General features: G+C 65.0%; 25 protein-coding genes. 10 read left to right on the plus strand and 15 right to left on the minus strand.

What is annotated here, in order from left to right:
- Positions 1-124 precede the first annotated feature (124 nt).
- Positions 125-2290, plus strand: a complete 2166-nt coding sequence (locus tag EI171_RS41370) for a malate synthase G (RefSeq protein ID WP_161536613.1) — start codon at positions 125-127, stop codon at positions 2288-2290.
- A 130-nt stretch (positions 2291-2420) separates the two neighbouring features.
- Entirely contained in the window at positions 2421-2621 is a 201-nt protein-coding gene (locus EI171_RS41375) for a CsbD family protein (protein WP_027544225.1), read from the plus strand.
- A 75-nt stretch (positions 2622-2696) separates the two neighbouring features.
- On the opposite strand, the gene EI171_RS45165 is transcribed toward EI171_RS41375, so the two are convergent.
- Positions 2697-2852, minus strand: a complete 156-nt coding sequence (locus EI171_RS45165; protein WP_011084288.1) for a Thivi_2564 family membrane protein — start codon at positions 2850-2852, stop codon at positions 2697-2699.
- A gap of 271 nt (positions 2853-3123) precedes the next feature.
- Between EI171_RS45165 and EI171_RS41380 the strand changes: the two genes are divergently transcribed.
- Both EI171_RS41380 and EI171_RS41385 read left to right on the plus strand, forming a co-directional pair.
- On the plus strand, positions 3124-5217 hold the full coding sequence (locus tag EI171_RS41380) for a methyl-accepting chemotaxis protein (RefSeq protein WP_161536614.1): 2094 nt from the start codon (positions 3124-3126) through the stop codon (positions 5215-5217).
- Positions 5218-5479: 262 nt separating this feature from the next.
- Positions 5480-7573: a methyl-accepting chemotaxis protein gene (locus tag EI171_RS41385; RefSeq protein ID WP_161536615.1), complete on the plus strand. Its 2094-nt coding sequence runs from the start codon at positions 5480-5482 to the stop codon at positions 7571-7573.
- 365 nt (positions 7574-7938) lie between these two features.
- Here EI171_RS41385 and EI171_RS41390 read toward each other — a convergent pair whose 3' ends face one another.
- Both EI171_RS41390 and EI171_RS41395 read right to left on the minus strand, forming a co-directional pair.
- Positions 7939-8589 carry a DUF2865 domain-containing protein gene (locus tag EI171_RS41390; RefSeq protein WP_161536616.1) on the minus strand — a complete coding sequence of 217 codons (651 nt, stop codon included), beginning with the start codon at positions 8587-8589 and terminating at the stop codon, positions 7939-7941.
- A gap of 17 nt (positions 8590-8606) precedes the next feature.
- A complete protein-coding gene (locus EI171_RS41395) occupies positions 8607-9413 on the minus strand; it encodes a L,D-transpeptidase (RefSeq protein WP_161536617.1) in 807 nt (268 codons plus the stop codon).
- A 207-nt stretch (positions 9414-9620) separates the two neighbouring features.
- Here EI171_RS41395 and EI171_RS41400 point away from each other — a divergent pair, with 207 nt between their 5' ends.
- The 6 genes from EI171_RS41400 (at position 9621) to EI171_RS41425 (ending at position 14332) form a co-directional block, all read left to right on the plus strand.
- A complete protein-coding gene (locus EI171_RS41400) occupies positions 9621-10733 on the plus strand; it encodes an AI-2E family transporter (protein ID WP_028173484.1) in 1113 nt (370 codons plus the stop codon).
- A 77-nt stretch (positions 10734-10810) separates the two neighbouring features.
- A complete protein-coding gene (locus EI171_RS41405) occupies positions 10811-11182 on the plus strand; it encodes a YqjD family protein (RefSeq protein WP_028173485.1) in 372 nt (123 codons plus the stop codon).
- Positions 11183-11257: 75 nt separating this feature from the next.
- The gene (locus tag EI171_RS41410) at positions 11258-11713 is read left to right on the plus strand and encodes a hypothetical protein (RefSeq protein ID WP_028173486.1); all 456 of its coding nucleotides are present in this window, start codon (positions 11258-11260) and stop codon (positions 11711-11713) included.
- Between the two features lie 314 nt (positions 11714-12027).
- A complete protein-coding gene (locus tag EI171_RS41415; protein ID WP_028173487.1) occupies positions 12028-13170 on the plus strand; it encodes an OpgC domain-containing protein in 1143 nt (380 codons plus the stop codon).
- 84 nt (positions 13171-13254) lie between these two features.
- A complete protein-coding gene (locus EI171_RS41420; protein ID WP_161537176.1) occupies positions 13255-13863 on the plus strand; it encodes a TetR/AcrR family transcriptional regulator in 609 nt (202 codons plus the stop codon).
- 109 nt (positions 13864-13972) lie between these two features.
- Positions 13973-14332, plus strand: coding sequence for a RidA family protein (locus tag EI171_RS41425; RefSeq protein WP_011084278.1), 360 nt, complete (start codon positions 13973-13975; stop codon positions 14330-14332).
- A 12-nt stretch (positions 14333-14344) separates the two neighbouring features.
- On the opposite strand, the gene EI171_RS41430 is transcribed toward EI171_RS41425, so the two are convergent.
- The 12 genes from EI171_RS41430 to urtD form a co-directional block, all read right to left on the minus strand.
- On the minus strand, positions 14345-16003 hold the full coding sequence (locus EI171_RS41430; RefSeq protein ID WP_028173490.1) for an HWE histidine kinase domain-containing protein: 1659 nt from the start codon (positions 16001-16003) through the stop codon (positions 14345-14347).
- 298 nt (positions 16004-16301) lie between these two features.
- A complete protein-coding gene (ureG, locus tag EI171_RS41435) occupies positions 16302-16925 on the minus strand; it encodes an urease accessory protein UreG (protein ID WP_028173491.1) in 624 nt (207 codons plus the stop codon).
- A 159-nt stretch (positions 16926-17084) separates the two neighbouring features.
- Positions 17085-17813, minus strand: coding sequence for an urease accessory protein UreF (locus tag EI171_RS41440; RefSeq protein ID WP_161537177.1), 729 nt, complete (start codon positions 17811-17813; stop codon positions 17085-17087).
- Complete coding sequence (ureE, locus tag EI171_RS41445; protein ID WP_060909174.1) at positions 17794-18447, minus strand: urease accessory protein UreE; 654 nt, start codon at positions 18445-18447, stop codon at positions 17794-17796. Before ureE ends, EI171_RS41440 begins: the two co-directional genes overlap by 20 nt.
- A 14-nt stretch (positions 18448-18461) precedes the next feature.
- Entirely contained in the window at positions 18462-18761 is a 300-nt protein-coding gene (locus EI171_RS41450; RefSeq protein ID WP_011084274.1) for a putative quinol monooxygenase, read from the minus strand.
- 121 nt (positions 18762-18882) lie between these two features.
- Positions 18883-20598: an urease subunit alpha gene (ureC, locus tag EI171_RS41455; RefSeq protein ID WP_028173494.1), complete on the minus strand. Its 1716-nt coding sequence runs from the start codon at positions 20596-20598 to the stop codon at positions 18883-18885.
- Between the two features lie 37 nt (positions 20599-20635).
- Positions 20636-21175, minus strand: a complete 540-nt coding sequence (locus EI171_RS41460) for an HD domain-containing protein (protein ID WP_161536618.1) — start codon at positions 21173-21175, stop codon at positions 20636-20638.
- Positions 21176-21178: 3 nt separating this feature from the next.
- Complete coding sequence (locus EI171_RS41465; protein WP_011084271.1) at positions 21179-21484, minus strand: urease subunit beta; 306 nt, start codon at positions 21482-21484, stop codon at positions 21179-21181.
- A gap of 112 nt (positions 21485-21596) precedes the next feature.
- A complete protein-coding gene (locus tag EI171_RS41470; RefSeq protein WP_007605424.1) occupies positions 21597-21899 on the minus strand; it encodes an urease subunit gamma in 303 nt (100 codons plus the stop codon).
- Between the two features lie 24 nt (positions 21900-21923).
- A complete protein-coding gene (locus tag EI171_RS41475; RefSeq protein ID WP_161536619.1) occupies positions 21924-22754 on the minus strand; it encodes an urease accessory protein UreD in 831 nt (276 codons plus the stop codon).
- A gap of 32 nt (positions 22755-22786) precedes the next feature.
- Positions 22787-23482: an urea ABC transporter ATP-binding subunit UrtE gene (gene urtE / locus EI171_RS41480; protein WP_011084269.1), complete on the minus strand. Its 696-nt coding sequence runs from the start codon at positions 23480-23482 to the stop codon at positions 22787-22789.
- 3 nt (positions 23483-23485) lie between these two features.
- On the minus strand, positions 23486-24247 hold the full coding sequence (gene urtD, locus EI171_RS41485) for an urea ABC transporter ATP-binding protein UrtD (protein ID WP_161536620.1): 762 nt from the start codon (positions 24245-24247) through the stop codon (positions 23486-23488).

Consider the following 24247-nt stretch of genomic DNA (forward strand, 5'->3'; position numbering starts at 1 on the left):
GGGTCTTCTCACCGCCCCGATTTTGGGGCTAATAGGTCCCGAAAGCCGCCCCCTGTGGGCGCATTTTGCTGCTGTCGGGTCAAAAGCAGCCAAAAAACAGCCATTTCCAACAAGAAAGCCCATCATGAAACGCGTCGACGCCCACGGATTGAAGATCGCTCCTGTTCTGTTTGACTTCATCGCCAAGGAAGCGGCCCCGAAAACGGGGATCGCGCCGGATGCGTTCTGGGCCGGGGTTGCCGCCATCATCAAGGACCTTGGGCCGAAGAACCGGGCGCTGCTGGCGTTGCGCGACACGCTGCAGGCCAAGATCGACGACTGGCATCGCGCCAACAAGGGCAAGGCGTTCGACCTCAATGCCTATACCGCCTTCCTGAAGGAGATCGGCTATCTCGTCCCGGAGCCGGCGACGCAGAAGGTCGAGACCGCCAATGTGGACGAGGAGATCGGCAAGATCTGCGGCCCGCAGCTCGTCGTCCCCCTCACCAATGCGCGCTATGCGCTGAACGCGGCGAACGCCCGCTGGGGCTCGCTCTATGACGCCTTCTACGGCACCGACGCGATCCCCCACGATCCGTCCGAGAGCGGCAAGGGTTACAACAAGGCGCGCGGCGACAAGGTGATCGCGAAGGCCAAGGCCTTCCTCGACGCCGCCGTGCCGCTCGCGACCGGCAGCCACACCGACGTCACCGCCTACAGCATCGTCGCGGGCCAGCTCGCGGTGAAGCTGAAGAGCGGCAATGCAACCGCGCTGAAGAACGCCGCGCAGTTCGCCGGCTTCCAGGGCGATGCGGCCGCGCCGAGCGCGGTGCTGCTCGTCAACAACGGCCTGCATGTCGAGGTGACGATCAACCGCAACAGCGCGATCGGCAAGGACGATCCCGCCGGCGTCGCCGACATGGTCATGGAGGCCGCGGTCTCGACCATTCTCGACATGGAGGACTCGGTTGCCGCGGTCGACGCCGAGGACAAGGTGCTGGTCTACCGCAACACGCTCGGCCTGATGAACGGCACGCTCTCGGCCGACTTCGAGAAGGGCGGCAAGACGCTGACCCGTTCGCTCAACGCCGACCGCAGCTACAAGACGCCGGACGGCAAGGGCGAAGTGAAATTGCACGGCCGCAGCCTGCTGCTGATGCGCAATTGCGGTCACCACATGTTCACCGACGCGGTGCTGGACGAACAGGGCGAGGAGGTCCCGGAGGGCCTGCTCGACGCCGCCGTCTCCGGCCTGCTTGCGATCCACGACCTCAAGGGCAACTCGAAGGTCAAGAACAGCCGCACGGGATCTGCCTATATCGTCAAGCCGAAGATGCACGGCCCGGACGAGGTGTCGTTCACGTGCGAGATTTTCGACCGCGTCGAGAAGATGCTCGGCCTGCCGGAGAATACGCTCAAGGTCGGCATCATGGACGAGGAGCGGCGCACCACCGTCAACCTCAAGGCCTGCATCCAGCGCGCCTCCAAGCGCATCATGTTCATCAACACCGGCTTCCTCGACCGCACCGGCGACGAGATCCACACCTCGATGGAAGCCGGCCCCATGATCCGCAAGAACGAGATGAAGGCGCAGGCCTGGATCAAGGCCTACGAGGACTGGAACGTCGACATGGGCCTGATCGACGGCCTTCCCGGCCACGCCCAGATCGGCAAGGGCATGTGGGCCGCGCCCGACAAGATGGCGGACATGCTTGCGCAGAAACTCGCCCATCCGCAGGCCGGCGCCACCACCGCCTGGGTCCCCTCGCCGACCGCCGCGACGTTGCACGCGCTGCACTACCACCAGGTCAACGTCATCGCGCGCCAGGAGGAGCTGACCAAGGGCGGACCGCGCGCGAAGCTGTCCGACATCCTCACCATTCCGGTGTCGAAGTCGAACTGGGCGCCCGACGACGTCAAGCAGGAGATCGACAACAACTGCCAGGGCATCCTCGGCTATGTCGTGCGCTGGATCGACCAGGGCGTCGGCTGCTCCAAGGTACCCGACATCCACGACGTCGGCCTGATGGAAGACCGCGCCACCTTGCGCATCTCCAGCCAGCACCTCGCCAACTGGCTGCACCAGGGCGTGATCACCGAGGACCAGGTGATGGAATCGCTGAAGCGCATGGCCGTCGTCGTCGACAAGCAGAACGCGGGCGATGCCATCTACAAGCCGATGGCGCCCGCCTTCGACGGCGTCGCCTTCAAGGCCGCCTGCGACCTGATCTTCAAGGGCCGCGAGCAGCCGAACGGCTACACCGAGTACATCCTCACCGCGCGCCGCCGCGAGGCGAAGGCGGCGGGCTGAGCCCGGTCACCGAAATGTCAAAAGCCCCGGCGCGAGCCGGGGCTTTTTTGTTGGGCGAAACGTCACGGCGCGAGGAGGAACGGCTGCGCACCGCTCGCGTTGTCGGGCCATCAACCAACGGGAGATGGTCATGGATTGGAACCGCATCGAAGGAAACTGGAAGCAGTTCAAGGGATCGGCCAAGGAGAAGTGGGCCAAGCTCACCGACGACGACCTCAAACTGATCGAGGGCCGTCGCGAGCAGCTCGAAGGCCGGCTGCAGGAACGTTACGGCAAGGCCAAGGACCAGGTTCGTCAGGACGTCGACGACTGGCTCAAGACGCTGCACTAGCGTGCTCGGGAACGCAGACCAAGCCCCGGCTTTCGCCGGGGCTTTTCATTTGGAAACATCGTAGCGGCACGTCCGCTAGAACACCGTGAGATATTTCAACAGCGACACCACACCGATGATGATGACGACCACGCGCGCGATCTGCTTGGCGCGGCCGTCCATCGGCAACATGTTGATGAGATAGAGCACGAGAATGACGACGAGAAAGGTGACGAGTACGCCGACCAGCATCGCGAGGCCCCCTTCAGGCAGATTGCTAACGATAACCTAACGCCTGTCTCGCGCGCCGGTTCCATCCGGGCAACCCATTGCAACTTCTAGTAAATGCGTACTTCTACCGGCAGGCCGGCTGCCTAAAACTTTACCCTTTTCCTTTCAGATGCAGAAACCGTTTGAGCCCCTGAAGCGCAAACGGCGTGCGATTGCCGATCTGCCGCGCCCCCATTTGCCGATGTTGCCGGGCGTCTTCACGAAATTTGCAATGGGAATTTGGGGGACTTCGATGCTCAATCGTCTGACCGTATCCGCGCTGCTGAAGGCGGTGATCGCGATCACGTCGGTCTGTGTGGTGATCGCGCTCTCGCTCACCGCCTATGAATCCTGGGATCGCCTCAAGACCGCCAACCGCATTTCGCAGATCGCCGACGCCTCCGCCGATCTGTTCAAGGCGATGCACAATCTGCGCACCGACCGCTCGACCACCAACCGGCTCCTGAACGCGACCGAGCCGATGGATTCCGAGATCGAGAAGTATTTGCGTGCGCTGCGCGATGCGCAGATGCCAGCGATGGCACGTGCGCTGGAGCTGCTGCCGAACATCGACTTCTCGCAATCGGGCACGCTGGTGCCGGAGCTCGCGCGCCTCAACAAGCTGCTGATCGAGGAGCAGAAGCAGTTCTGGGAGGACGTGGCCAAGCTCAAGGACCAGCGCCGCGCGGGCCTGCCGAAGGAATACATGGAGACGACGCAGGGCCTGCTCGAGACGCTCGACAAGCTCTCGAACGTCCTCGCCGCCACCGTCAACCACCAGGACGCCGTGATCGACCAGCTGCTGTCGATCAAGCAGAATGCCTGGCTGCTGCGCAACACCGCGGGCGAAGCCTCGCTGATCGTCTCGACCGGTCTTGCCGCCGGCAAGATCACCCCCGAAGCCCGGTACAACTACACCCAATATGTCGGCGGCACGTCGGCGATGTGGAAGGCGCTGGAATTGACGACCTCGGGCATGCAGTTGCCGCCGGCGCTTGCCTCCGCCCTGGCCGCGGCGAAGACCGCCTATTTCGAGCCGCAATATCTCGCGCTGCGAGACCGTCTCGCGGACACGCTGGTCAAGGGCGAGAAAGCCGAGATGACCGCCAACCAGTGGAGCCCGGTCACCGTCGGCCGTCTCTCCAGCGCGGTCGCGGTGGCGGAAGCCGCTCTCGATGCCGCCAAGAGCCATACGCTGGAACAGCGCTCCGCAGCTCAACGCGCACTCGTCATGCAGCTCGCACTTCTGGCGCTCGCCGTCGGCCTCGCCGTCGGTGCCATCATGCTGGTCAACCGCCGCGTCATCCATCCGCTCAACACCATGCGCGATGCCATGCTGAAGGTCGCCGGCGGCGACCTTGCCGTGGACAGCGGCTATCTCGACCGCAAGGACGAGATCGGCGCGCTCGCCGGCGCGCTGGAGGCGTTCAAGCAGCAAGCGACCGACAAACTCAAGATCGAGGAGCAGGAGCGCGCGCGCAATGCGGGCGCTTCGGCCCGCCAGCGCGCGATCGAGGTCTATGTCGGCGAGTTCGAGGGCGCGGTGCGCAAGACGCTCGGCGAATTGAGCGAGGCCTCCGGTAAGATGCGCAAGACCTCGGGCGATCTGTCCGCGGTGTCGCGCCAGACCAACGACCGCGTGCAAGTCGCCGGCAAGGCCTCCAACGATGCCTCCATGAGCGTCGACAGCGTGGCGGCCGCCGCCGAGGAGCTCTCGGCCTCGATCAACGACATCAGCCAGCAGGCGGCCCATGCCGCGGGTATCGCCGGCCGCGCCGTCACCCAGGCGCGCGAAACCGACGGCACCGTGCAGGGCCTGGCAAAATCCGCCGGACGCATCGGCGAGGTCGTCGGCCTCATCAACACCATTGCGGCGCAGACCAATTTGCTGGCGCTCAACGCCACGATCGAGGCGGCGCGCGCCGGCGAAGCCGGCCGCGGCTTTGCCGTGGTCGCCTCCGAGGTGAAGTCGCTGGCGAGCCAGACGGCCAAGGCCACCGAGGAAATCTCCGAGCAGATCGCCGACATCCAGCGGGTGGCCGGCGACGCCATCAACGCAATCCAGACCATCGGCGGCATCATCGGCGAGGTGAACGAGGTCGCGACCGCGATCGCGGCCGCCGTGCAGGAGCAGGGTGCGGCGACGCAGGAGATCACCCGCAGCACGCAATTTGCGGCGCAGGGCACCAGGAACGTCTCCGACAACATCACCGGCGTCAGAGCCGATGCGGATGCCGCCGCAGCCGCCGCGGACAACGTCAAACACGCCTCCGAGACGCTGGAGAGCCAGAGCCGCCAGCTCGGCGAGGACGTCACCGGCTTCCTTGGCAAGATCCGCGCGGCTTAGGCTTCATAGGCGCGTGGCCGGCCACACACCCCGATGTCGTCCTGGCTTTCGCCAGGACGACGATGGTGGGTGCCAACCCTCAATGCCCCAGTAATTTTACGGCAGCACCACTGTCTAAGTTTTTACCCTTTTCGGGCCAAATGCGCCTCAAGCGCCTGCCGCAAGGCAGGTGCTTCTGTCACGTGCAACCCTTTGGTCCTTCGAAGTTCGTGGGGGCTGCCGTTCGGGGCCACGAACTTCGAAACGCGTACCGGGGTGTCCGATGCTCAACCGCCTGACCGTATCCGCACTGCTGAAGGCGGTAATCCTGTCCACCGCATTCGTCGTCGTGATCGGCTTCTCGATCAGCGCATGGAGCTCATGGGGCCGGCTGCAAGCCGCCAACCGGATCGTTGCGGTCTCGGCCGCATCGGCAGAAGTGTTCAAGGCGATGGCGAACATCCGTGCCGACCGTTCGACCAGCAGCCGCCAGCTCACCTCGGACGTCCAGTTGGACCAGGACATCGAAAGATATATCCGCGGAATCCGCGACATCCTGATGCCGGCGCTGGCGCGCGCCACCGAGATTCTTCCCTCCATCGACTTGCCGCAGGGCGAGACGATGGTGTCGGACCTCGGCCGGCTGAACAAGGTGTTGCTTGAGAAACAGGCGGAATTCTGGACCGAAGTCGCCAAGCCCAAGGCTTCGCGCCGCGCCGCACTCGCCAAGGAATATACCGACGCCGAGGATGGACTGATGGCGATCCTCGAAAAGCTGGCGCCGATGCTCGGCGCGAGCGTCAATCATCAGGACGCGGTCATCGACCAGCTCCTGATGATCAAGCAGATGGCCTGGCTCTTGCGCCTGAGTGCCGGCGAGTCCTCGCTGATCGTCGGCAACGCGCTCGGCACCGGCAAGATCACGCCCGAGCTTCAGCTCGCCTATACCAAATTCGTTGGCGGCACCGATACGGCCTGGAATGCGATCGAGCTCGCCACGGTCGGCATGCAATTGCCGCCGGCGCTCGCCGCGGCCATGGCGAACGCCAAGGCGGTTTATTTCGATCCGCAATACGCCTCCACGCGCGACGGCATCATTGCCGCGGTCGCCAAGGGCGAGAAACCGTCGATGACGGCTAACCAGTGGAGCCCCTATTCGGTTGGCCGTATGGCGAGCGCGATCAAGCTCGCCGACGCCGCGCTCGAGGCGGCCAAGGACCATTCCGCGGCCCAGCGCGCGACCGCGGTGCAATCGCTGATCGTCAATACCGCCCTGCTCCTCGCCGCGATCGTCCTGACCGGCGCCGCGATGCTCGCGGTCAGCCGCCGCGTGATCACGCCGCTGCACCGGATTCGCGACGCCATGCTCAAGGTCGCCGGCGGTGACCTTGCCGTCGACAGCGGCTATCTCGACCGTCACGACGAGATCGGCTCGCTTGCGGGAGCGCTGGAGACGTTCAGGCAGCAGGCGATCGACAAGCTCAAGATCGAGGAGCAGGAGCGCGAGCGCAACGCCGGCGCCGCCGCGCGCCAGCGCGCGATGGAGAGCTATGTCGGCGAGTTCGAGGGCGTGGTGCGCAAGTCGCTGGGCGAACTGAGCGAGGCCTCCGGCGAGATGCGCAAGACCGCGGGCGACCTTTCCGCGGTGTCGCGCCAGACCAATGAGCGCGTCGAGGTCGCCGGCAAGGCGTCCAACGACGCCTCCACCAGCGTGGACAGTGTCGCGGCGGCCGCCGAGGAGCTCTCGGCCTCGATCAACGACATCAGCCAGCAGGCGGCCCATGCCGCCGGCATCGCCAGCCGGGCCGTCAATCAGGCCCGCGAGACCGACGGCACCGTTCAGGGGCTGGCGCAGTCCGCAGGGCGGATCGGCGAGGTCGTCGGGCTGATCAACACCATCGCGGCGCAGACCAATTTGCTGGCGCTCAATGCCACGATCGAGGCCGCGCGCGCCGGCGAGGCCGGCCGCGGCTTTGCCGTGGTCGCATCCGAGGTGAAGTCGCTGGCGAGCCAGACGGCGAAGGCGACCGAAGAGATCTCCGGGCAGATCGCCGACATCCAGAAGGTCGCGGGCGACGCCATCAACGCGATCCAGGCCATCGGCGGCATCATCGGGGAGGTCAACGAGGTCGCCACCGCCATCGCCGCCGCCGTTCAGGAGCAGGGCGCGGCGACGCAGGAGATCACTCGCAGCACGCAATATGCAGCGCAGGGCACCAAGAACGTCTCCGACAACATCACCGGCGTGAAGGCCGACGCCGACACCGCCGCCGGCGCCGCTGACAACGTCAAGCAGGCGTCGGAAACGCTGGAGACGCAGAGCCGCCAGCTCGGCCAGCAGGTCAGCGACTTCCTGGGCAAGATCCGCGCGGCGTAGGGCTGCGGGTTGGAGAGAAAGCCGTAGCCGCTCCTTCGGTGTCGTCCCGGCCTAGTCGCAATCGCGCACGGGGGGGGTCGGGACCCAGCCACAAGGAGAAGTTAGGATGCGAGCTGGCAACTCCGAGTCTTCGCCAAACCACGCCCTGTGGCTATGGATCCCGGATCTAGGCGCGCTTTGGGCGCGCTTGTCCGGGACGACAGCGGAGATTGGGGCACGGGCATTGCATCACGCGAGATGTCGTCCTGGCGAAAGCCAGGACCCATAATCACCGGCCACCGCAATGGGCAGGCTGGTGGTTATCTGCGTGCCGCCAAACTCGCATTCGGGGCAATGGGTCCTGGCTTTCGCCAGGACGACAGGGGCTACTCCTTCGCCACCACCGGCACCTGGCGGAATCTGGCGCGGACCGAGTCCGGCAGCGGGGAGAAGTTCATCGCGACTCCGCGGCGATCGCCAGCGTTGCGGCTGGCGACCACCAGGCCATCGGCGCCCGCGACGATGTCACCCTTGCGCAGGGTGGGGTCGTCCTCGACCTTGACCTGGGCAAGACCGACCGGATCCTTGCCGTTGCAGGTGCAACCCGACACGATCTCGTTGCGATAGCGGAACGCGTTCGGCAGATCGGAATAGGATTTCCCGCCCTCGGTCGTGGCGTCGTCGATGTTGCTGCCATAGACCAGCGATGTTTCCGAGGTCGGGCAGAAGCTCTTGCAGGACTGCGCCTTGCTCTCGGCATCGTTTCCTTGCGCCGGGAAGTAACGGCCATCGCAGCCGCGGACGCAATAGGCGGCGCCGCCGCCATAGGACGCCCGCTGCCGCGGCGTGTCGTAGCGCGGCATGTCGTCATTGGGAAACGGCATCCGGATCTCCGGCGGCGGGCGCATCCGGAAGCCACCGAACAGCGCCGAGAAGAAATCCTCCGCATGCGCCGGCGTCAGCGCGAGGCCGAAAGATGCGGCGGCGCAGAACGCCGCGGCGCCACCGGCCAGTTTGCTGATCGAACGTCTCTTCATGTCACCTCACCCAACTCTCAGTTCACGGCCGACGTCGAGATGTTCAGTGCCTGCCGGCCCGAGGGCAGCGTCGTCGCCGCGGGGCGCTTGCGCCAAGAATCACTCCCCCTGTCGCCGCCCTTCGCCATCAGCGGCGCGTTCTTCGGCAGCACCACGACCCTGGCGCCGATATTGACGCGGCTGAACAGATCGGTGACGTCTTCGTTGGTCATGCGGATGCAGCCGGAAGAGACGAACTTGCCGATGGTGGTGGGATCGTTGGTGCCGTGGATGCGGTATTCGCTCGAGCCCAGATACATCGCGCGCGCGCCGAGCGGATTGCCGGGACCGCCGGCGACGAAGCGCGGCAGATAGGGCTGACGCGCGATCATCTCGGCCGGCGGATGCCAGTCCGGCCATTCCGCCTTGCGGCTGACGCTCTGGACGCCCGACCAGGTGAAGCCCTCGCGGCCGACGCCGACGCCGTAGCGGATCGCCCGGCCGTTGCCGAGCACGTAATAGAGGTACGTATTGCCGGTATCGATCACGATCGTGCCGGCCGGCTCGCTGCGGTCGAAGCTGACGACCTGCTTGCGCAGCCGATCGGGCAACTGGGCATCCTCGTCGGCCGTCTGCGCCGGCTCGCTGACATAGCCCTGCGAATAGCTTGGACCTTGTTGATACGCTTGCGGTTGCATCGGATACGCCCGCGGTTGCATCGGCGCATAGCCCAGCGTCTGCGCATTTGCGCTACCGAAGGACACCGCGAGCAGAGCGGTTGCAAAGGCAAAAGCGGCGGCGGCGCGCGGCGAGAAGCTGCGACGGACTGTAGAGACCTTTTTCATGTGCTGCCCCATTGGGTGCGTGCATCTCAGGTGATGCGGCTTGCCAACAAACGCAGCCGGGCCGACTCAAGTTCCGCCGCCTTCTGCGGCGTCGACGTCACAGTCAAGCGAGCGCAACTTCACGAAGCCGCGATGGAACCGCAGCACCCCTCCGGCGTTTCCTGATGACCAATGGGCGCCCGGACACCTCCGTGCGGGAGAGAAATTGTGCGCGTCCTTCCCAGTGAACGTCTGATTTCCGGCAACGGCGAAGGCGCCCCACTCCCCGACAGCCATAGCGAGCTGCCGCCAGTCATTCGCCGCACCGAGTTCGTCGCCTACGCCCTCGCCGGCCTGCTCCTGATCGCCGTGATCGGGGTGCTGTATTTCGCCAAGGCGTTCTTCCTTCCGGTGGTGATGGCTGTTGTCGCCGGTACCATGCTCTCGCCGGCCGCAAGCTTTCTGGAACGGCGGGGCGTGCCGCGCGCGCTTGGCGCCGTGCTGATCGTGACCGCGGTGACGACGGTGGTCGCCTTCGTCGTCGCGCTGATTGCCGTGCCCGCAATGGAATGGAGCTCGCGCCTGCCGGAGCTGGGCGCGCAGTTGAAGGAGAAGCTGCACGTTTTCGACCGGCCGCTGGCGCTGTGGAAGGAGCTGCAAACCATGGTCGGCGGCTCAGAGGGGCTGCCAAGCCTGCCGCTGCCGAAGGCCGAATGGGTCCAGCCGACGCTGGAATTCCTCTCGCCCACCTTCGCCGAATTCCTGCTGTTCTTCGCCACCCTGATCCTGTTCATCGCGAGCTGGCGCGACCTGCGGCGGGCGCTGATCATGAATTTCGGCGACCGCGACGCGCGGCTGCGCACGCTGCGGATTCTCAACGAGATCGAGGTTCACCTCGGCAACTACCTGTTGACCGTCACCGTCATCAATATCGGCGTGGGCGTCGCGACCGGCATTATCTGCGCGATCACCGGCATGCCAAATCCGGCCGGGCTCGGCGCACTCGCGGCGGCGCTCAACTTCATCCCGATCATAGGACCGATCGCGATGTTCATCGTCCTGATCGTGGTGGGGCTCGTCGCCTTCCCGACGCTGGGCGGCGGACTGATGGCGGGGCTCGCCTTCGGCGGCATCACCTTCCTGGAGGGACACTTCGTCACGCCGACCATCATCGGTCGCAGGTTGTCGCTGAACGCACTCGCCGTCTTCATCGCGCTGGCCTTCTGGACCTGGCTGTGGGGACCAATGGGCGCGTTTCTGTCGTCGCCGCTCCTGATCGTGGGGCTCATCCTTAAGGAGCATCTGTTGCCGGAGAATTCGCCGCAGCTCCCGCAGGCGTGACGGGCTCCCGCGAACGGAACTTCCGTCACGACGAAACGTTTTCCGCCCATCTCACCGCCAACAGTTCGGAGTTTGCGATGTCAATAGCCGACGGCGAAACCAGGATGAGAGACTGGATCGACAAAGCCACCGCAGAACGCCTCGAGAAGGATGTAGCAGCCGTGAAAAACGATATCGCCGCCCTCACCGACCAGATAACCGACGCGCTCAATACCTTCGCCAATTCGGCCGGAAAGCAGGCCCGGCGCGGCTACAAGCAAGCGCGCGAGAACATGGATTCGACACTCGACGACATGTCCGAGCGCAGCAGCGCGATGATGGGCGCGGCGCAGGATGCCTATGGCTCGATCGAGGAGACGCTGGAAGACGCCATCACCGCGCGGCCGCTCGCGACCGTCGGTATCGCGCTCGGCATCGGCTTCCTGATCGGCGCCGCCTGGCGCCGGTAAAGCGCGGGACGGACCCTGGGATCGCGGCGGCGCGGCCGCCGCCTCAGGCTTGTGGGGGGATTGAGGAGCAAGGGCATGTTTCAGCGCATTATCGACGGCATCAGCGCCTCGACCGGGACGACGGTCCGTCTGACATCGCTCGCCGCAGCCGCCGCATTCGCGCTCTTCATCACGACGTGCTTTCTTTGCGCGGCCGCGTTCATCTCGGTGCTGGATAAGTACGGCCCGGTGCAGGCCTGCCTCGCCGGCGCCGGCATCTTCTTCCTGCTGACGCTCACCGCCGCGGGCACCTATTGGGGCTACAAGCGCGAGGTGCAGAAGCGCGCCCAAATCGCGGCCGAGCGCGCCGCGAAGTCGGCGGCCGCGAGCATGCTGGCCGATCCCATGCTGCTCGCCACGGGACTCCAGATCGTTCGCGCCATCGGGGTCAGGCGACTGTTGCCGATCCTGGCAATCGCCGGCGTCGCACTCGGAATCATGGCGAGTAGGACCAGCGTCTCCGACGAGGCATCGGCTGAACCTGCCGAGTAACGATGCGGGCGCCACGCCCGATTTGACCTATCCCCGGCTGCGGCAGGGCGAACACGGCGCGCCCGGGCGCGTGGACTGCGAATCTCACACCGCCAGAGGTCGCCGGCTTCGGAAGCGCGAGCTGCTGCGAAGCAGATCGTCTTTGCAAAAATTGCGTGCCAGGCGGGTCAAGGGCGGACACGCGAACGCACCGGCGCGCCCTGCGTAATTTTTCGCCAGTCGGGACAAACCGGCCCTCCTCACGCAAACGCTACTCGGATAGGCAGGCGGTTGCCGGTAAAAGCATCACCCTGATTCCCAAAGCTATTTTACTCATGAAACCGTCCGTCAAGGCGAACCTCGCCGCATTCCATCACGACGCCAGGCTGTATTTGACGCTCGGCATCGCCAACTGGTCGGTGTTCGTCGACCACATCCCGAACAACGTCGTCAACCTCCTGACGCTGCGCAATTTCGGCTTCAGCGGCGCCGCCGACCTGTTCGTGTTCGTGGTGGGCTATGGCGTCGCCATCATCCACGGCAGGATGGCGCTGGAGCGCGGCTACGTCGTCGCGGCGACACGCATCTTTCGCCGCGTCTGGCGGCTCTACGCCGCCTATGTCGTGCTGTTCGTGATCTATATCGACACCATCGCCTACGTCGCCTCGCAATCGATGGCGCCGGAGATCATCCACGAATACAACATCTCGGGCATTCTCGAGCACCCTCTGCGAATCCTGGTCCGCGGCCTGGTGCTCCAGGAAGAGCCGCTGAACCTCGACCTGCTGCAACTGATGATCCCGCTGATGGCGTTCTTTCCGCTGGTGCTGTGGGGGCTGCTGCGAGGACCGAACCTGACGCTGGCGGCATCGGTCGCGCTGTACGTCGCGGCGCGCTGGTTCGACTGGAATTTCCGGGTCTATCCGGACCAGGAGTGGACCTTCAATCCGCTGTGCTGGCAGATGCTGATGGTGCTGGGCGGCTGGTTCGCCGTGACAGGCGCACCCGGCCGTGCGCTCCACGGAATGTCCTGGTTGCGGATCCTCGCGGGCGCCTATCTCGTCTTCGCGATGGCCGTCACCCTGATGCGCCACTCGCCGGCACTGTCCGCCTATTTGCCGGACCTGCTGCTCAACAGCATCGCGCCGACCGACAAGGAAAACCTCGCGCCCTATCGCGTGGTCCACTTCCTCGCGCTCGCGTTCATCGCAACCCATCTCATTCCGGCCGATCATCCCGGCCTGAAATGGCGGCCGCTTCAGGCGGTGATCATATGCGGCGAGGAATGGCTCGCGGTGTTCTGCGTCGCGGTGTTCCTCTCCTTCGCCGGCCATCTCATCCTGATCACCGGGCCGAACCTGGTGGCGATGCAGGTCGCGGTGAGCATCGTTGGCTTTGCAGCGATGACCGCGGTCGCCTATTACATCACCTGGTCGAAGCGGCAGGACCTGCCTGCGGCCTTGCGGCAGCAGACCTGACAACATAATCGTGCGATTCTGCTAGGCCGAGACCTGTGGCTGCGCTATGCGGAGGGACTCTGCGTGAGGAGACCGGGCGTGGCGATGGCGAAAGGCGGGGGTGAAGAGGCTGACAGCGCGCCCCGGCGCGGCCGGCCGCGGTCGATCGAGACCACCAACGCCATCCTCGAAAGCGCCTATGCGCTGATGGCCGCGACCGGCCTTGCCGCCACCACCATCGACGCGGTCGCGCGCCACTCCAGCGTCTCCAAGATGACGATCTACAAATGGTGGCCGTCGCGCGAGGCGCTGCTGATCGACGCCTTTCTCCACCATGCCGCGCAGATGCTGCCGCTGCCCCCGGTGAGCTCCGGCACGCCCGCGGCACGCGCACGCCGCCATGCCGCGGCCTATGCCGAGGCGCTCCAGGGCGAGTTCGGCAAGGTGCAGCTCGCCGTCATCTCCGAATGCATCTCCAAGACCGGCTCGGCGGAGCTGTTCTACGCACGCTACCTGCAATTCCGCCGCGACGCGCTGGTGGAGATGATCGCCGCAGGCCAGAAGGACGGCAGCGTCCTGGCCGAGGGGGCGCCCGAGGACCTCTACGACGCGATCTATGGCGGCCTGTTCTACCGCTACGTCTTCGGCATCGCGCCGATCACGCCTGGCTACGCGCGCAATCTGGTCGACCTCGTGCTGCGGCCGAAGGGCTAGATCAGGCGCTGAAAATGCCCACCGTCCGTCCCCGACTCAAGTTCCACGCCTTGGTGATAAGAACGCGCGGACATCTCACGTCTTTTCCCACAGGAGCATCAGTCTCATCATGATCAAACGCATCTTGCCATACGAAGGATTGCTCCACGAAGTGGTCGAGCATGGAGGCGTGCTTTACATCGGCGGAATCGTCGCCGAGGACACGAGCCTCGACATGTCAGGTCAGGCAAACGACGTGCTTGGCCAATTGTCGCGTCTGCTGAAGACTCTTGGATCCGACCTGGCCAACGTATTGCAGGTGACCATCTTCGTTACGAATCTCGGCGAGAAGGCTGCGTTCAATGCGGCCTGGAAAGCGCACTTTGCCGAAGCCCATCTGCCGGCACGCGCCGTCGTCGGCGTGGCCGATCTCGGTTCAGGCGTCAAGCTCGAGATGACCGCAATCGCGGCTCGACCGACCTCGAGCTGAAGCGCGCGAGGTTTATCGTACAGGCCTCACCGGGGCCGAGAGCTTGTCCGTGCGGTCGCGCTCGCTCATGTCGACGACCGTCTCCATCGGAGCAATCAGCTCGTAGACATAGGAGACGTCGGTAAAGTAGCGCTTGGCGGTGCCGCCGAGCGCTTCGGGCGCGACGCGGTCGAGCAGGATCAGGCCGAAATCGGAATCGGGACGGCGCGTCGCCTCGCTGGTGTTGAACTCCTCCCAGCGGAAATGGAAGACCTCGTCGGTCCCCTCGCCCGTCACCGTCCAGTTGGCGGTGATGTGCGGATGCTTGCCGACCAGCGACAGGCCTTCGTCCGAATGCGAGGCGAGCTCGAAGAACAGAAGTGACAGGCTCTGCGCCGCACGCGCGCTCACCGCGATGTCGGGACCGGTGACGGCGATGCGGTCCGCATGCGGAATGGCGCGCGCCTCGAACAGGCCCTTCAACTTGACGCCCTGCCACTGGCTCTCGCTGAGCAGCGAGACCACGTTGGACATGGCGTGGATGCGGCCGATCAGCAGCTCGCGCGCGACGTCGATGTCCGCGCCGTGGCGCAGCGTGCGCGTCACGATCGACTGGATCACCGCCAGGATGTTCTTGACCCGGTGGTTGAGCTCGTCGATGACGGCGGTCAGGCGGCGCTCGAAGCCGATCCGCACCTGGATCTCCCGGCTGAGCCGCAGATTGTTGTAGGCGACATAGCCAAACAGGCCGCACACCATCGCGGTGATCGCAAAGCCGATCGCCGCCACGATGATCGCGGTCTGCTCGGCGCGTCGCGCCGAGTTGGTCTTTGCGTAATAGCCGAGCTGCCAGTCGCGGCCGCCGAAGCTCACGGTGCGCGTCGCCGATGGCGCCGGCCCGTCCGCCGCCGTCATGCGCGTGGAGACGATACCCTGGTCGTTGGCGACGAGCTCGCCGCCGTCCTTGCGCGGGTCCTTGAGCGCGACCGCGAACAACGACATGTCGTCGTTGGTCAGCATCAGTGATGCCAGTTCATAGGAGAATGTGATGAAGCCGACGGGCTCGGTCGCGCCTTCGGGAATGACGGGGGCCGCGACGATGACGCCGACCGGCCCGTTGTTGCGCAGGAGCGGCACCGGGTCGGAGGCGACCGACCTCTTCTCGATCCTGGCCCGGGCGAGCATCGCGCTGCGCACCGGGTCCCGGTCATAGCTGCGGCCGGGCAACCCCTTGGTCTCATCGCTGCGCGGCTCGAGATCCATCAGCACGTCGATCGGCTGGGTGAGGCTTGCGGGATCGATCGGCTTGTCGCCGTAGTCGCGGATCTGCGGCTTCGGGAAGCCGGCGGCCGCGATCGCGGCCTGCGCCGCAGCAAGCTCGTTCGGCTGGAGCCGGGCGACCCAGCCGGCCACCACGAAATCGGTCTTGAAGGCGTAGATCGCCGAGCGCAGCGGCTCCAGCATGTTGGGCTTGAGTACCGATGGCGCGCGGAACAGGCCTGAGGCGACACGCGCGAGCAGCTCGCGCTCGGTCAGCCGGTCCTGCACCAGGCTCGCATGGACGTCGATCGCACGTGCGAGCGCGATCCGGTCCAGCGCCAGCTCCTGGTCGTGGACGCGATAGGCCGCAAGCCCGGAAAGCATGGCTCCGAGCAGAGCGATGAAGCCGATGATGAAACCCAGCCGGACCACGCGACTACTCAGACGGAAGCAGGAGGTCGGCAATAAACACGGAGCATATGAACGCAGCTCGAACGGCCATGTGCCGAAACAGGATGAACCCCGATGGAGGAGATAATGAAGGAGGAGGCATCAGTACGCAACTTGGGTCGCCTGAAAAGCTTAATCCGCCCGGCCGGTCGTCCGGCCGGAATGGATTTGCCCCGGGTACCGGAGGTAATTAATCGCCGTGTCCGAAATTTGTTCCGCGGATACGGTCCTGCCTCAGGCGTTAACGGCGGAAAACCCCTGTGCCAAGTCGTCGCGTCCGTCAGCCGGCCCGTTTCAGGCCGCCTTTGGCCTCGATGAAGCCGACGATGCGGTCGAGCCCCTCGCTCTTCTTCAGGTTGGTCATGACAAAGGGGCGCGTGCCGCGCATGCGCCTGGCGTCCGTCTCCATCTTCTCCAGGGAGGCGCCGACATGGGGCGCAAGATCGATCTTGTTGATGACCAGGAGGTCGGAGCGGGTGATGCCGGGGCCGCCCTTGGACGGGATCTTGTCGCCCGCCGCCACGTCGATGACGTAGATGGTGAGGTCGGCAAGCTCCGGGGAAAAAGTGGCAGCGAGATTGTCGCCGCCGGATTCGATCAGCACGAGGTCGAGGCCGGGGAATTTCGCGCGCATGTCCGCGACCGCCGCGAGGTTCATCGAGGCATCTTCGCGGATCGCGGTATGCGGGCAGCCGCCGGTCTCGACACCGGCAATGCGATCCGGCGTCAGCGAGCCCGAGCGCACCAGGAATTCGGCATCCCATTTGGTGTAGATGTCGTTGGTGATCGCCGCGATGTCGTAGCGCTCGCGCATGGTCTTGCAGAGCAGATCCATCAGCGCGGTCTTGCCCGATCCGACCGGACCGCCGACGCCGACACGCAGGGGGCCGTGAGACGTAGCCATTGACTCTTTCCTATCGTCGTCCTGGCGAAAGCCAGGACCCATTACCACCGAAGTTCATTGTCGCGGCGGACTGAGGCCACATCCCTCCATGACCACAGGCATTCGTGGTAATGGGTCCTAGCTTTCGCGAGGACGACGGCAGAATGTGATGCAACGCGCTCACGACCGAAACAGCCGCGTATATTGCGTCTCGTGCCGCAGGCTGGCGAGATCGGCGCGGAATGTCGCGCTGCCGAGATCGTCCAGCGTCGCGCTCAGCGCACGGTTGGCGGTCGCGGCAACGGCAGCTTCCAGCCGCACCAGCACGCGCTGGCTGTCGGTCTGGCCGAGCGGAATGAGGCGGCTGGCCGCGGAAATCCAGTTCGAGACCACAGCGTGCAGGAAGGCGTGCAGCGTCGGCGCCAACGGCACGCCGTGCATCGCGGCGACCACACCGACCGCGACGGGATAGACCAATGGCGTGCGGCATGCCGCAACCATGGCGTCCAGCCCCTCCGCATCCCACGCGGCGCGGGCGATGTCGATGAAGGCGCGGCCCTGCGACGTCGTCTCAAGCTGCCGCTCGCGCGAGGGCACGAAGGCGCTCGCGAGCTCAGCGATGTCGCGCAACGAGGTCTCCTCGCCCGCCTCAGTGGCGCGATAGGCCTGGACCAGGAACGTCGCATCGCAGAAGCCCGAACCGTCGCCGAGCATAGTATCGAGCCAGTCGGCGAGCGTCGCCGTGTCGGTGATGTCGCCCGCTTCGACCGCCCATTCGATCCCGCTGGAGTAGGAGAAGCCGCCGACGGGAAACGCCGGCGACAGCCAGGTCATCAGCCGGTACAGCGCCGCCGCCTCGCGCGCGGCGAGGTCACCGGCATTGACCGGCTCATTTGTGGTCATGAGCATGCTTGTGGCCGTGGTGGTGGTCGGGATGGTCGCAATGCTCGTCGTGATGATGATGATCGTGCCCATGGTCATGCGCGGCATGATCATGGTGGTCGTGGCCATGATGATCGTGTCCGTGGTGATCATGATGATGGTCGCCATGATCGTGGTGGTGATGGCCGTGATCATGATGCGCATGGTCATCGTGCCCATGCGCATGACCGGCGTCGGCATAGGCGCCACCTTCAGGATCGAATGGCGCCTCGATCTCGACGACACGCGCGCCGAGGCCCTTCACCATGGCCTCGATGACGTGGTCGCGGCGGATGCGCAGGGCCTTGGCCATGATCTGCGTCGGCAGATGACGGTTGCCGAGGTGCCAGCCGACCCGGATGAGGTGGTGCGGATCGCGGCCGCGGATCTCGAGCAGCGGCTCGGGCGCCGCAACCACTTCGACCAGCCGGCCGTCCTCCAGCACCAGCGCGTCGCCGCCGCGCAGTGCAACGGCGTTCTCCAGGTCGAGCAGGAATTCGAGCCCCCGCGTCCCCGTCATCGCCATGCGGCGGCGGTGCCGATCGTCGAAATCGAGCACGACCGTGTCCACTGGTGCTTCGGTGAAGCGGTGCTGTCCCCTAACCTGCGTCGCCCGGATCATTGGCTTCTACCCTGTTACCGTGTCTCGACCTTCTCGGGCGTAATGATTTCGACCTTCGGCGGCGCCATGAAGCATTTCACCGCAATGCGGCCGAACGTCTTCATGTGCTCCATGGCGCGATGCGGCACCAGCGCCTCGGCGCTCTCCCACTGCTCGACGAACACCATCTTGGTCGGATCGGTGACGCTTTCATGCATATCATAGGCGATATTGCCGGGCTCTTTCCGCGTCTCCTTGATGCAGGCGGTGGCGCCTGCAATGAATTCGGCGCGCGTCTCGGGCTTGATGGTCAAGGTGGCAACGACGTAAATCACGAGAAATCCTCCCGGCTTTTCTTCTGGGTTCAAGATACCGGGCGGGACATTAGACCAGGCGGGATCGAACGCAACACCGTAAAACCGTCCCCGGACAGGCTCCGGGGACCGGGGCGCTATTTCAGTACATGAAATATCGCTGCGCCATCGGCAGCACTTCGGCGGGCGCGCAGGTCAGGAGCTCGCCGTCGGCGCGAACCTCATAGGTCTCCGGATCGACCTCGATATCGGGGGTTGCGTCGTTGTGGATCATGCTCTTCTTGGAGATCCTGCCGCGGGTGTTCTGGACGGCATAGAGCTTCTTCTCGATACCGAGCTTGCGCGCCAGCCCACCGGTAATCGCGGCCTTGGAGGTGAACACCACGGAAGATGCGGTGCGCGCCTTGCCGAAGGCACCGAACATCGGCTGGTAGTGCACCGGCTGCGGCGTCGGGATCGAGGCGTTGGGATCGCCCATCGGCGCGGCGACGATCGTGCCGCCCTTGACGATGCAGTCCGGCTTGACGCCGAAGAAGGCCGGCGACCACAGCACGAGATCGGCAAGCTTGCCCTTCTCCACCGAACCGATCAGCTTCGACACGCCGTGCGCGATCGCGGGGTTGATCGTGTATTTGGCGATGTAGCGCTTGACGCGGAAATTGTCGTTGTCCTTGCCCTTGTCCTGCGGCAGCGATCCGCGCTGCTTCTTCATCTTGTCGGCGGTCTGCCAGGTCCGGATGATGACTTCGCCGAGGCGGCCCATGGCCTGGGAGTCCGAGGACATCATCGAGAGCGCACCGAGATCGTGCAGGATGTCCTCGGCCGCGATGGTCTCCTTGCGGATACGGCTTTCGGCGAACGCAAGATCTTCCGCGATCGAGGGATCGAGGTGGTGGCACACCATCAGCATGTCGAGATGCTCGTCGATGGTGTTGCGGGTGAAGGGGCGCGTCGGATTGGTCGATGACGGCAGCACGTTCTTCAGCCCCGCGACCTTGATGATGTCGGGGGCGTGACCGCCGCCGGCGCCCTCGGTGTGGAAGGCGTGGATGGTGCGGCCCTTGAACGCCTTGATCGTATCCTCGACGAAGCCGGATTCGTTCAGCGTGTCGGTGTGGATCATGACCTGGATGTCGTAATCGTCGGCCACCGACAGGCAGTTGTCGATCGCGGCCGGCGTGGTGCCCCAATCCTCGTGCAGCTTCAGCGCGCAGGCGCCGCCCTTGATCATCTCGACCAGCGGCGCGGGGCGCGAGGCATTGCCCTTGCCGGAAATGCCGAGATTGACCGGGAAGGCGTCGAACGACTGGATCATCCGCCCCATGTGCCACGGGCCCGGCGTGCAGGTCGTCGCAAAGGTGCCGTGCGAGGGACCGGTGCCGCCGCCCAGCATCGAGGTGACGCCGCTCATCAGCGCGTGCTCGATCTGCTGCGGGCAGATGAAATGGATGTGGCTGTCGAAGCCGCCGGCGGTGAGGATCTTACCCTCGCCCGCGATCACGTCGGTGCCGGGGCCGATGATGATGGTGACGCCCGGCTGGATGTCGGGGTTGCCGGCCTTGCCGATCGCGGAGATCATGCCGTCCTTGATCGCGACGTCGGCCTTCACGATGCCCCAGTGGTCCACGATCAGCGCATTGGTGATGACGGTGTCGGCCGCGCCCTGCTTGTTGGTGACCTGCGACTGCCCCATGCCGTCGCGGATCACCTTGCCGCCGCCGAACTTCACCTCCTCGCCATAGACGGTGAAATCCTTCTCGACCTCGATGATGAGATCGGTGTCGGCCAGCCGCACCTTGTCGCCGGTGGTCGGGCCGAACATGTCGGCATAGACGGAACGCTTGATCTTGACGGACATCACAGGCCCCGTTTGCGTTTGAATGTCTTGATGGTGCTCACAGCGAAGCTCTCGCCGTACGCACTGCGTCGTCGAATTTCTGATCGAGCCACGGATTGCCGCCGCGACAACCGGCGACCACCTGCTCGGCCCAGCCGGTATAGTCGACGAGATCGTCACGCTCTTCGGCGGTCGGATCGGAATGAATGCGTGCGCCGACATTGCTGATCTTGTCGGCGATCTTGATCAGTTTTGCGCCCGCAGATTTCTTCGGCGCATCGACCACCCGCCGCCGGCGCCGCTCGGCTTTCGGCAGGTTCATGTCATCGGTGCACTCGACGACGAGAGATGCGATACGCTCGGAGAATTTTTGCGCGAGCTCTTCACGCGTGGTCTCGGTGTCCTCGATGACATCATGTAGCCAGCCGGCGGCCACGAGCTCGGCATCCCCACCATCGGTCGCCGTCGCGAGCAGGTTCGCGACCTCGGCAAGGTGATTGACGTAAGGCTCGTTCCCCCGCCCCTTGCGCGCCATGCCGTTGTGCCGGCGCGCGGCCAGGTCAGCGGCTTCAGAGATGAGGCGGACGGCGGAAAGCATGCCTCACAGCTTCCCCATCACGTCGCCACGGAAGCCGTAGATGGTCTTCTTGCCGGCGAGCGCGACGAGCTGGACGTCGCGGGTCTGGCCGGGTTCGAAGCGGACGGCGGTGCCGGCGGCGATGTCGAGGCGCATGCCGCGGGCCTTCTTGCGCTCGAATTTCAAGGCCGGGTTGGTCTCGAAGAAATGGTAGTGCGAGCCGACCTGGATAGGGCGGTCGCCGGTGTTGGCGACCGTCAGCGTCACGGTCTTGCGGCCGGCATTGAGCTCGATCTCGCCGTCCTGAATGAAGAGTTCACCGGGGATCATCTCTGTCTTCCTCCGTCATTCCGGGGCTCGCGGAACGAGAACCCGGAATCTCGATCAACAATCTCTGGATTCCGGGTTCGCCCTGCGGGCGCCCCGGAATGACGAATTCAAATCACCTGATCGGCTCGTGCACGGTGACGAGCTTGGTGCCGTCCGGAAACGTCGCCTCGACCTGGATGTCGTGGATCATTTCGGGGATGCCCGGCATCACCTGGTCGCGGGTCAGCACCTGCGCGCCGGATTGCATCAGCTCGGCCACGGTACGGCCGTCGCGCGCACCTTCGAGGATGAAATCGGAGATGATCGCGATCGCCTCGGGATGGTTGAGCTTGACGCCGCGGTCCAGCCTGCGGCGCGCCACGATGGCGGCCATCGAGATCAGAAGCTTGTCCTTTTCGCGGGGAGACAGGTTCATGCGAAATCTCTTCCGTTCAACACGTCAATTCAACCACAGCCGCGGCAACGCCGCACCGGTGCGCGCCAGCACGGCCATCATGTCGGCGCGCAAGCGCGCCGCATCTTGGGCACAGAACCGCGCCATTGCAAAGCCATTCCAGGCCGATATCCCGACCTCGCCGGCGAAGGATTCCGAGGCCTCCCGAATGCGCTCGATGAGCGCCTCATCGCCGGGCACGATCAAGGCCGTGCCGATTGCCGCGCCCCCCTTGGCCGCCGCGGACCTCGCGAGTTTCGCGCCGATATCACCGCCCAGCCTGACGGTCTCGGCAAAGACGAGCCGACCGCCGCGAGAGAGCCGCCATCGGTCGACGAACTCGCCCTGCTCCATCCGCTCACCCATCGCAGTGCGTCCGAACACCACGATCTCGCAAAGCAGGAGCGAGGCCGCCTCATCGAGCGCGATGTCGAAGCGACGATGGACACGGGCACGATCAAACAGGATGGTCTCCTGCGGCAGCCAGGACAGATGCGCGCCTGCGCCGACCTTCAGGGCGATATTGAGCTCCGCCGCCGGGCCCTGAGCGCGATAGACCTTTTCGGCGGCCGCCGTGGTCAGCGTCAGCCGCGCGGCATCGGCCGCCGATATCTCGACATCGAAGCGATCACCGCCGGCAACGCCACCGGCCGTGTTGACGAACACGCCGGACAGACCTTCATCCTCGGGCGAGGGAAAGCGCACGCGCAGCGAGCCGGATTCATGCAACGCACCGCGCCGCGTCACGCCGTCGCGCGCGTGCACGTCGAACCTGACCGCGCCGCGGGCGCGATTGGCCTCGAATATGCTGGACGTGACTGATAGTTCGCTGCGCATCCGCCTCCCCAGCCGGTCGCGGCACAAATGGCTTACAGAGCCATCTGACGGCTGATCTCGCTCGCGTCGAGATTGGTGCGGTCGCAGGTGAACTTCACCGCGCCGCGATCCATCACGGCGAAACTGTCGCCGAGTTCGCAGGCAAAGTCGAGATATTGTTCGACCAGCACGATGGCGATGTTGCCGAGGTTGCGCAAGTAGGAGATGGCGCGGCCGATGTCCTTGATGATCGAGGGCTGGATGCCCTCGGTCGGCTCGTCGAGCAGCAGCAGCTTCGGCCGCATCACCAGCGCACGCCCGATCGCGAGCTGCTGCTGCTGGCCGCCGGAGAGATCGCCGCCGCGGCGGCCGAGCATGGATTGCAGCACCGGAAACAGCGAGAACACGTCGTCCGGGATGTGCCTGTCCTCGCGCTTGAGCGGACCGAAGCCGGTCTTGAGATTCTCCTCGACCGTGAGCAGCGGAAAGATCTCGCGGCCCTGCGGCACGAAGCCAATGCCCTTGCGCGCCCGCTCGTAAGGCTTGAGGCCCGTGATGTCGCTGCCGTCGAACACGATCGCGCCGGAGGAGATGGGATATTGCCCAACCATGGCCCGCAGCAGCGAGGTCTTGCCGACGCCGTTGCGCCCGAGCACGCAGGTCACCTTGCCGGGCTCGGCCGCAATCGAGACGCCGCGCAGCGCCTGCGCCGCGCCGTAGAACAGGTTGATGTCTTTGACTTCGAGCATCGGTCAGCGTCCCAGATAGACTTCGATGACCCGCTCGTTGGACGAGACCTGGTCGATGGTACCTTCCGCGAGCACCGAGCCTTCGTGCAGGCAGGTGACCTTGACGCCGAGCTCGCGCACGAACGTCATGTCGTGCTCGACCACCATGACGGTGTGGGTCTTGTTGATCTCTTTCAGCAGCTCGGCCGTGAGATGCGTCTCGACATCGGTCATGCCGGCGACGGGCTCGTCGACCAGCAAGAGCTTCGGATCCTGCGCTAGCAGCATGCCGATCTCGAGCCATTGCTTTTGGCCGTGGCTGAGGCTGCCGGCCAGCCGGTTGCGCGCCTCGGTGAGGCGAATCGTCTCCAGCACCTTGTCGATGCGCTCGGACTCGGCCTTGCTGCCACGCCAGAACAGCGTGCCCTTGACGCTGTGATCAACATTGAGCGCCAGCAGCAGGTTGTCCTGCACGGTCTGGCTCTCGAACACGGTGGGCTTCTGAAATTTCCGGCCGATGCCGAGCTCGGCAATCCGGGTCTCATCCAGTCGCGTCAGGTCGGTGACGCCGTCGAACAGTACGGTGCCCTCGTCGGGCTTGGTCTTGCCGGTGATGATGTCCATCATCGTGGTCTTGCCGGCGCCATTCGGGCCGATGACGGCGCGCATCTCGCCGGGCTCGAGCGTCAGCGACAGATTGTTGATGGCGTGAAAGCCGTCGAAGGAGACGTGCACGCCGTCGAGGTAGAGCATTGCGGAGGTCGCGCGGGTGTCCATGACGTTCAT

It is taken from the genome of Bradyrhizobium sp. LCT2, assembly GCF_009931255.1.
GTDB classification, from domain to species: domain Bacteria; phylum Pseudomonadota; class Alphaproteobacteria; order Rhizobiales; family Xanthobacteraceae; genus Bradyrhizobium; species Bradyrhizobium diazoefficiens.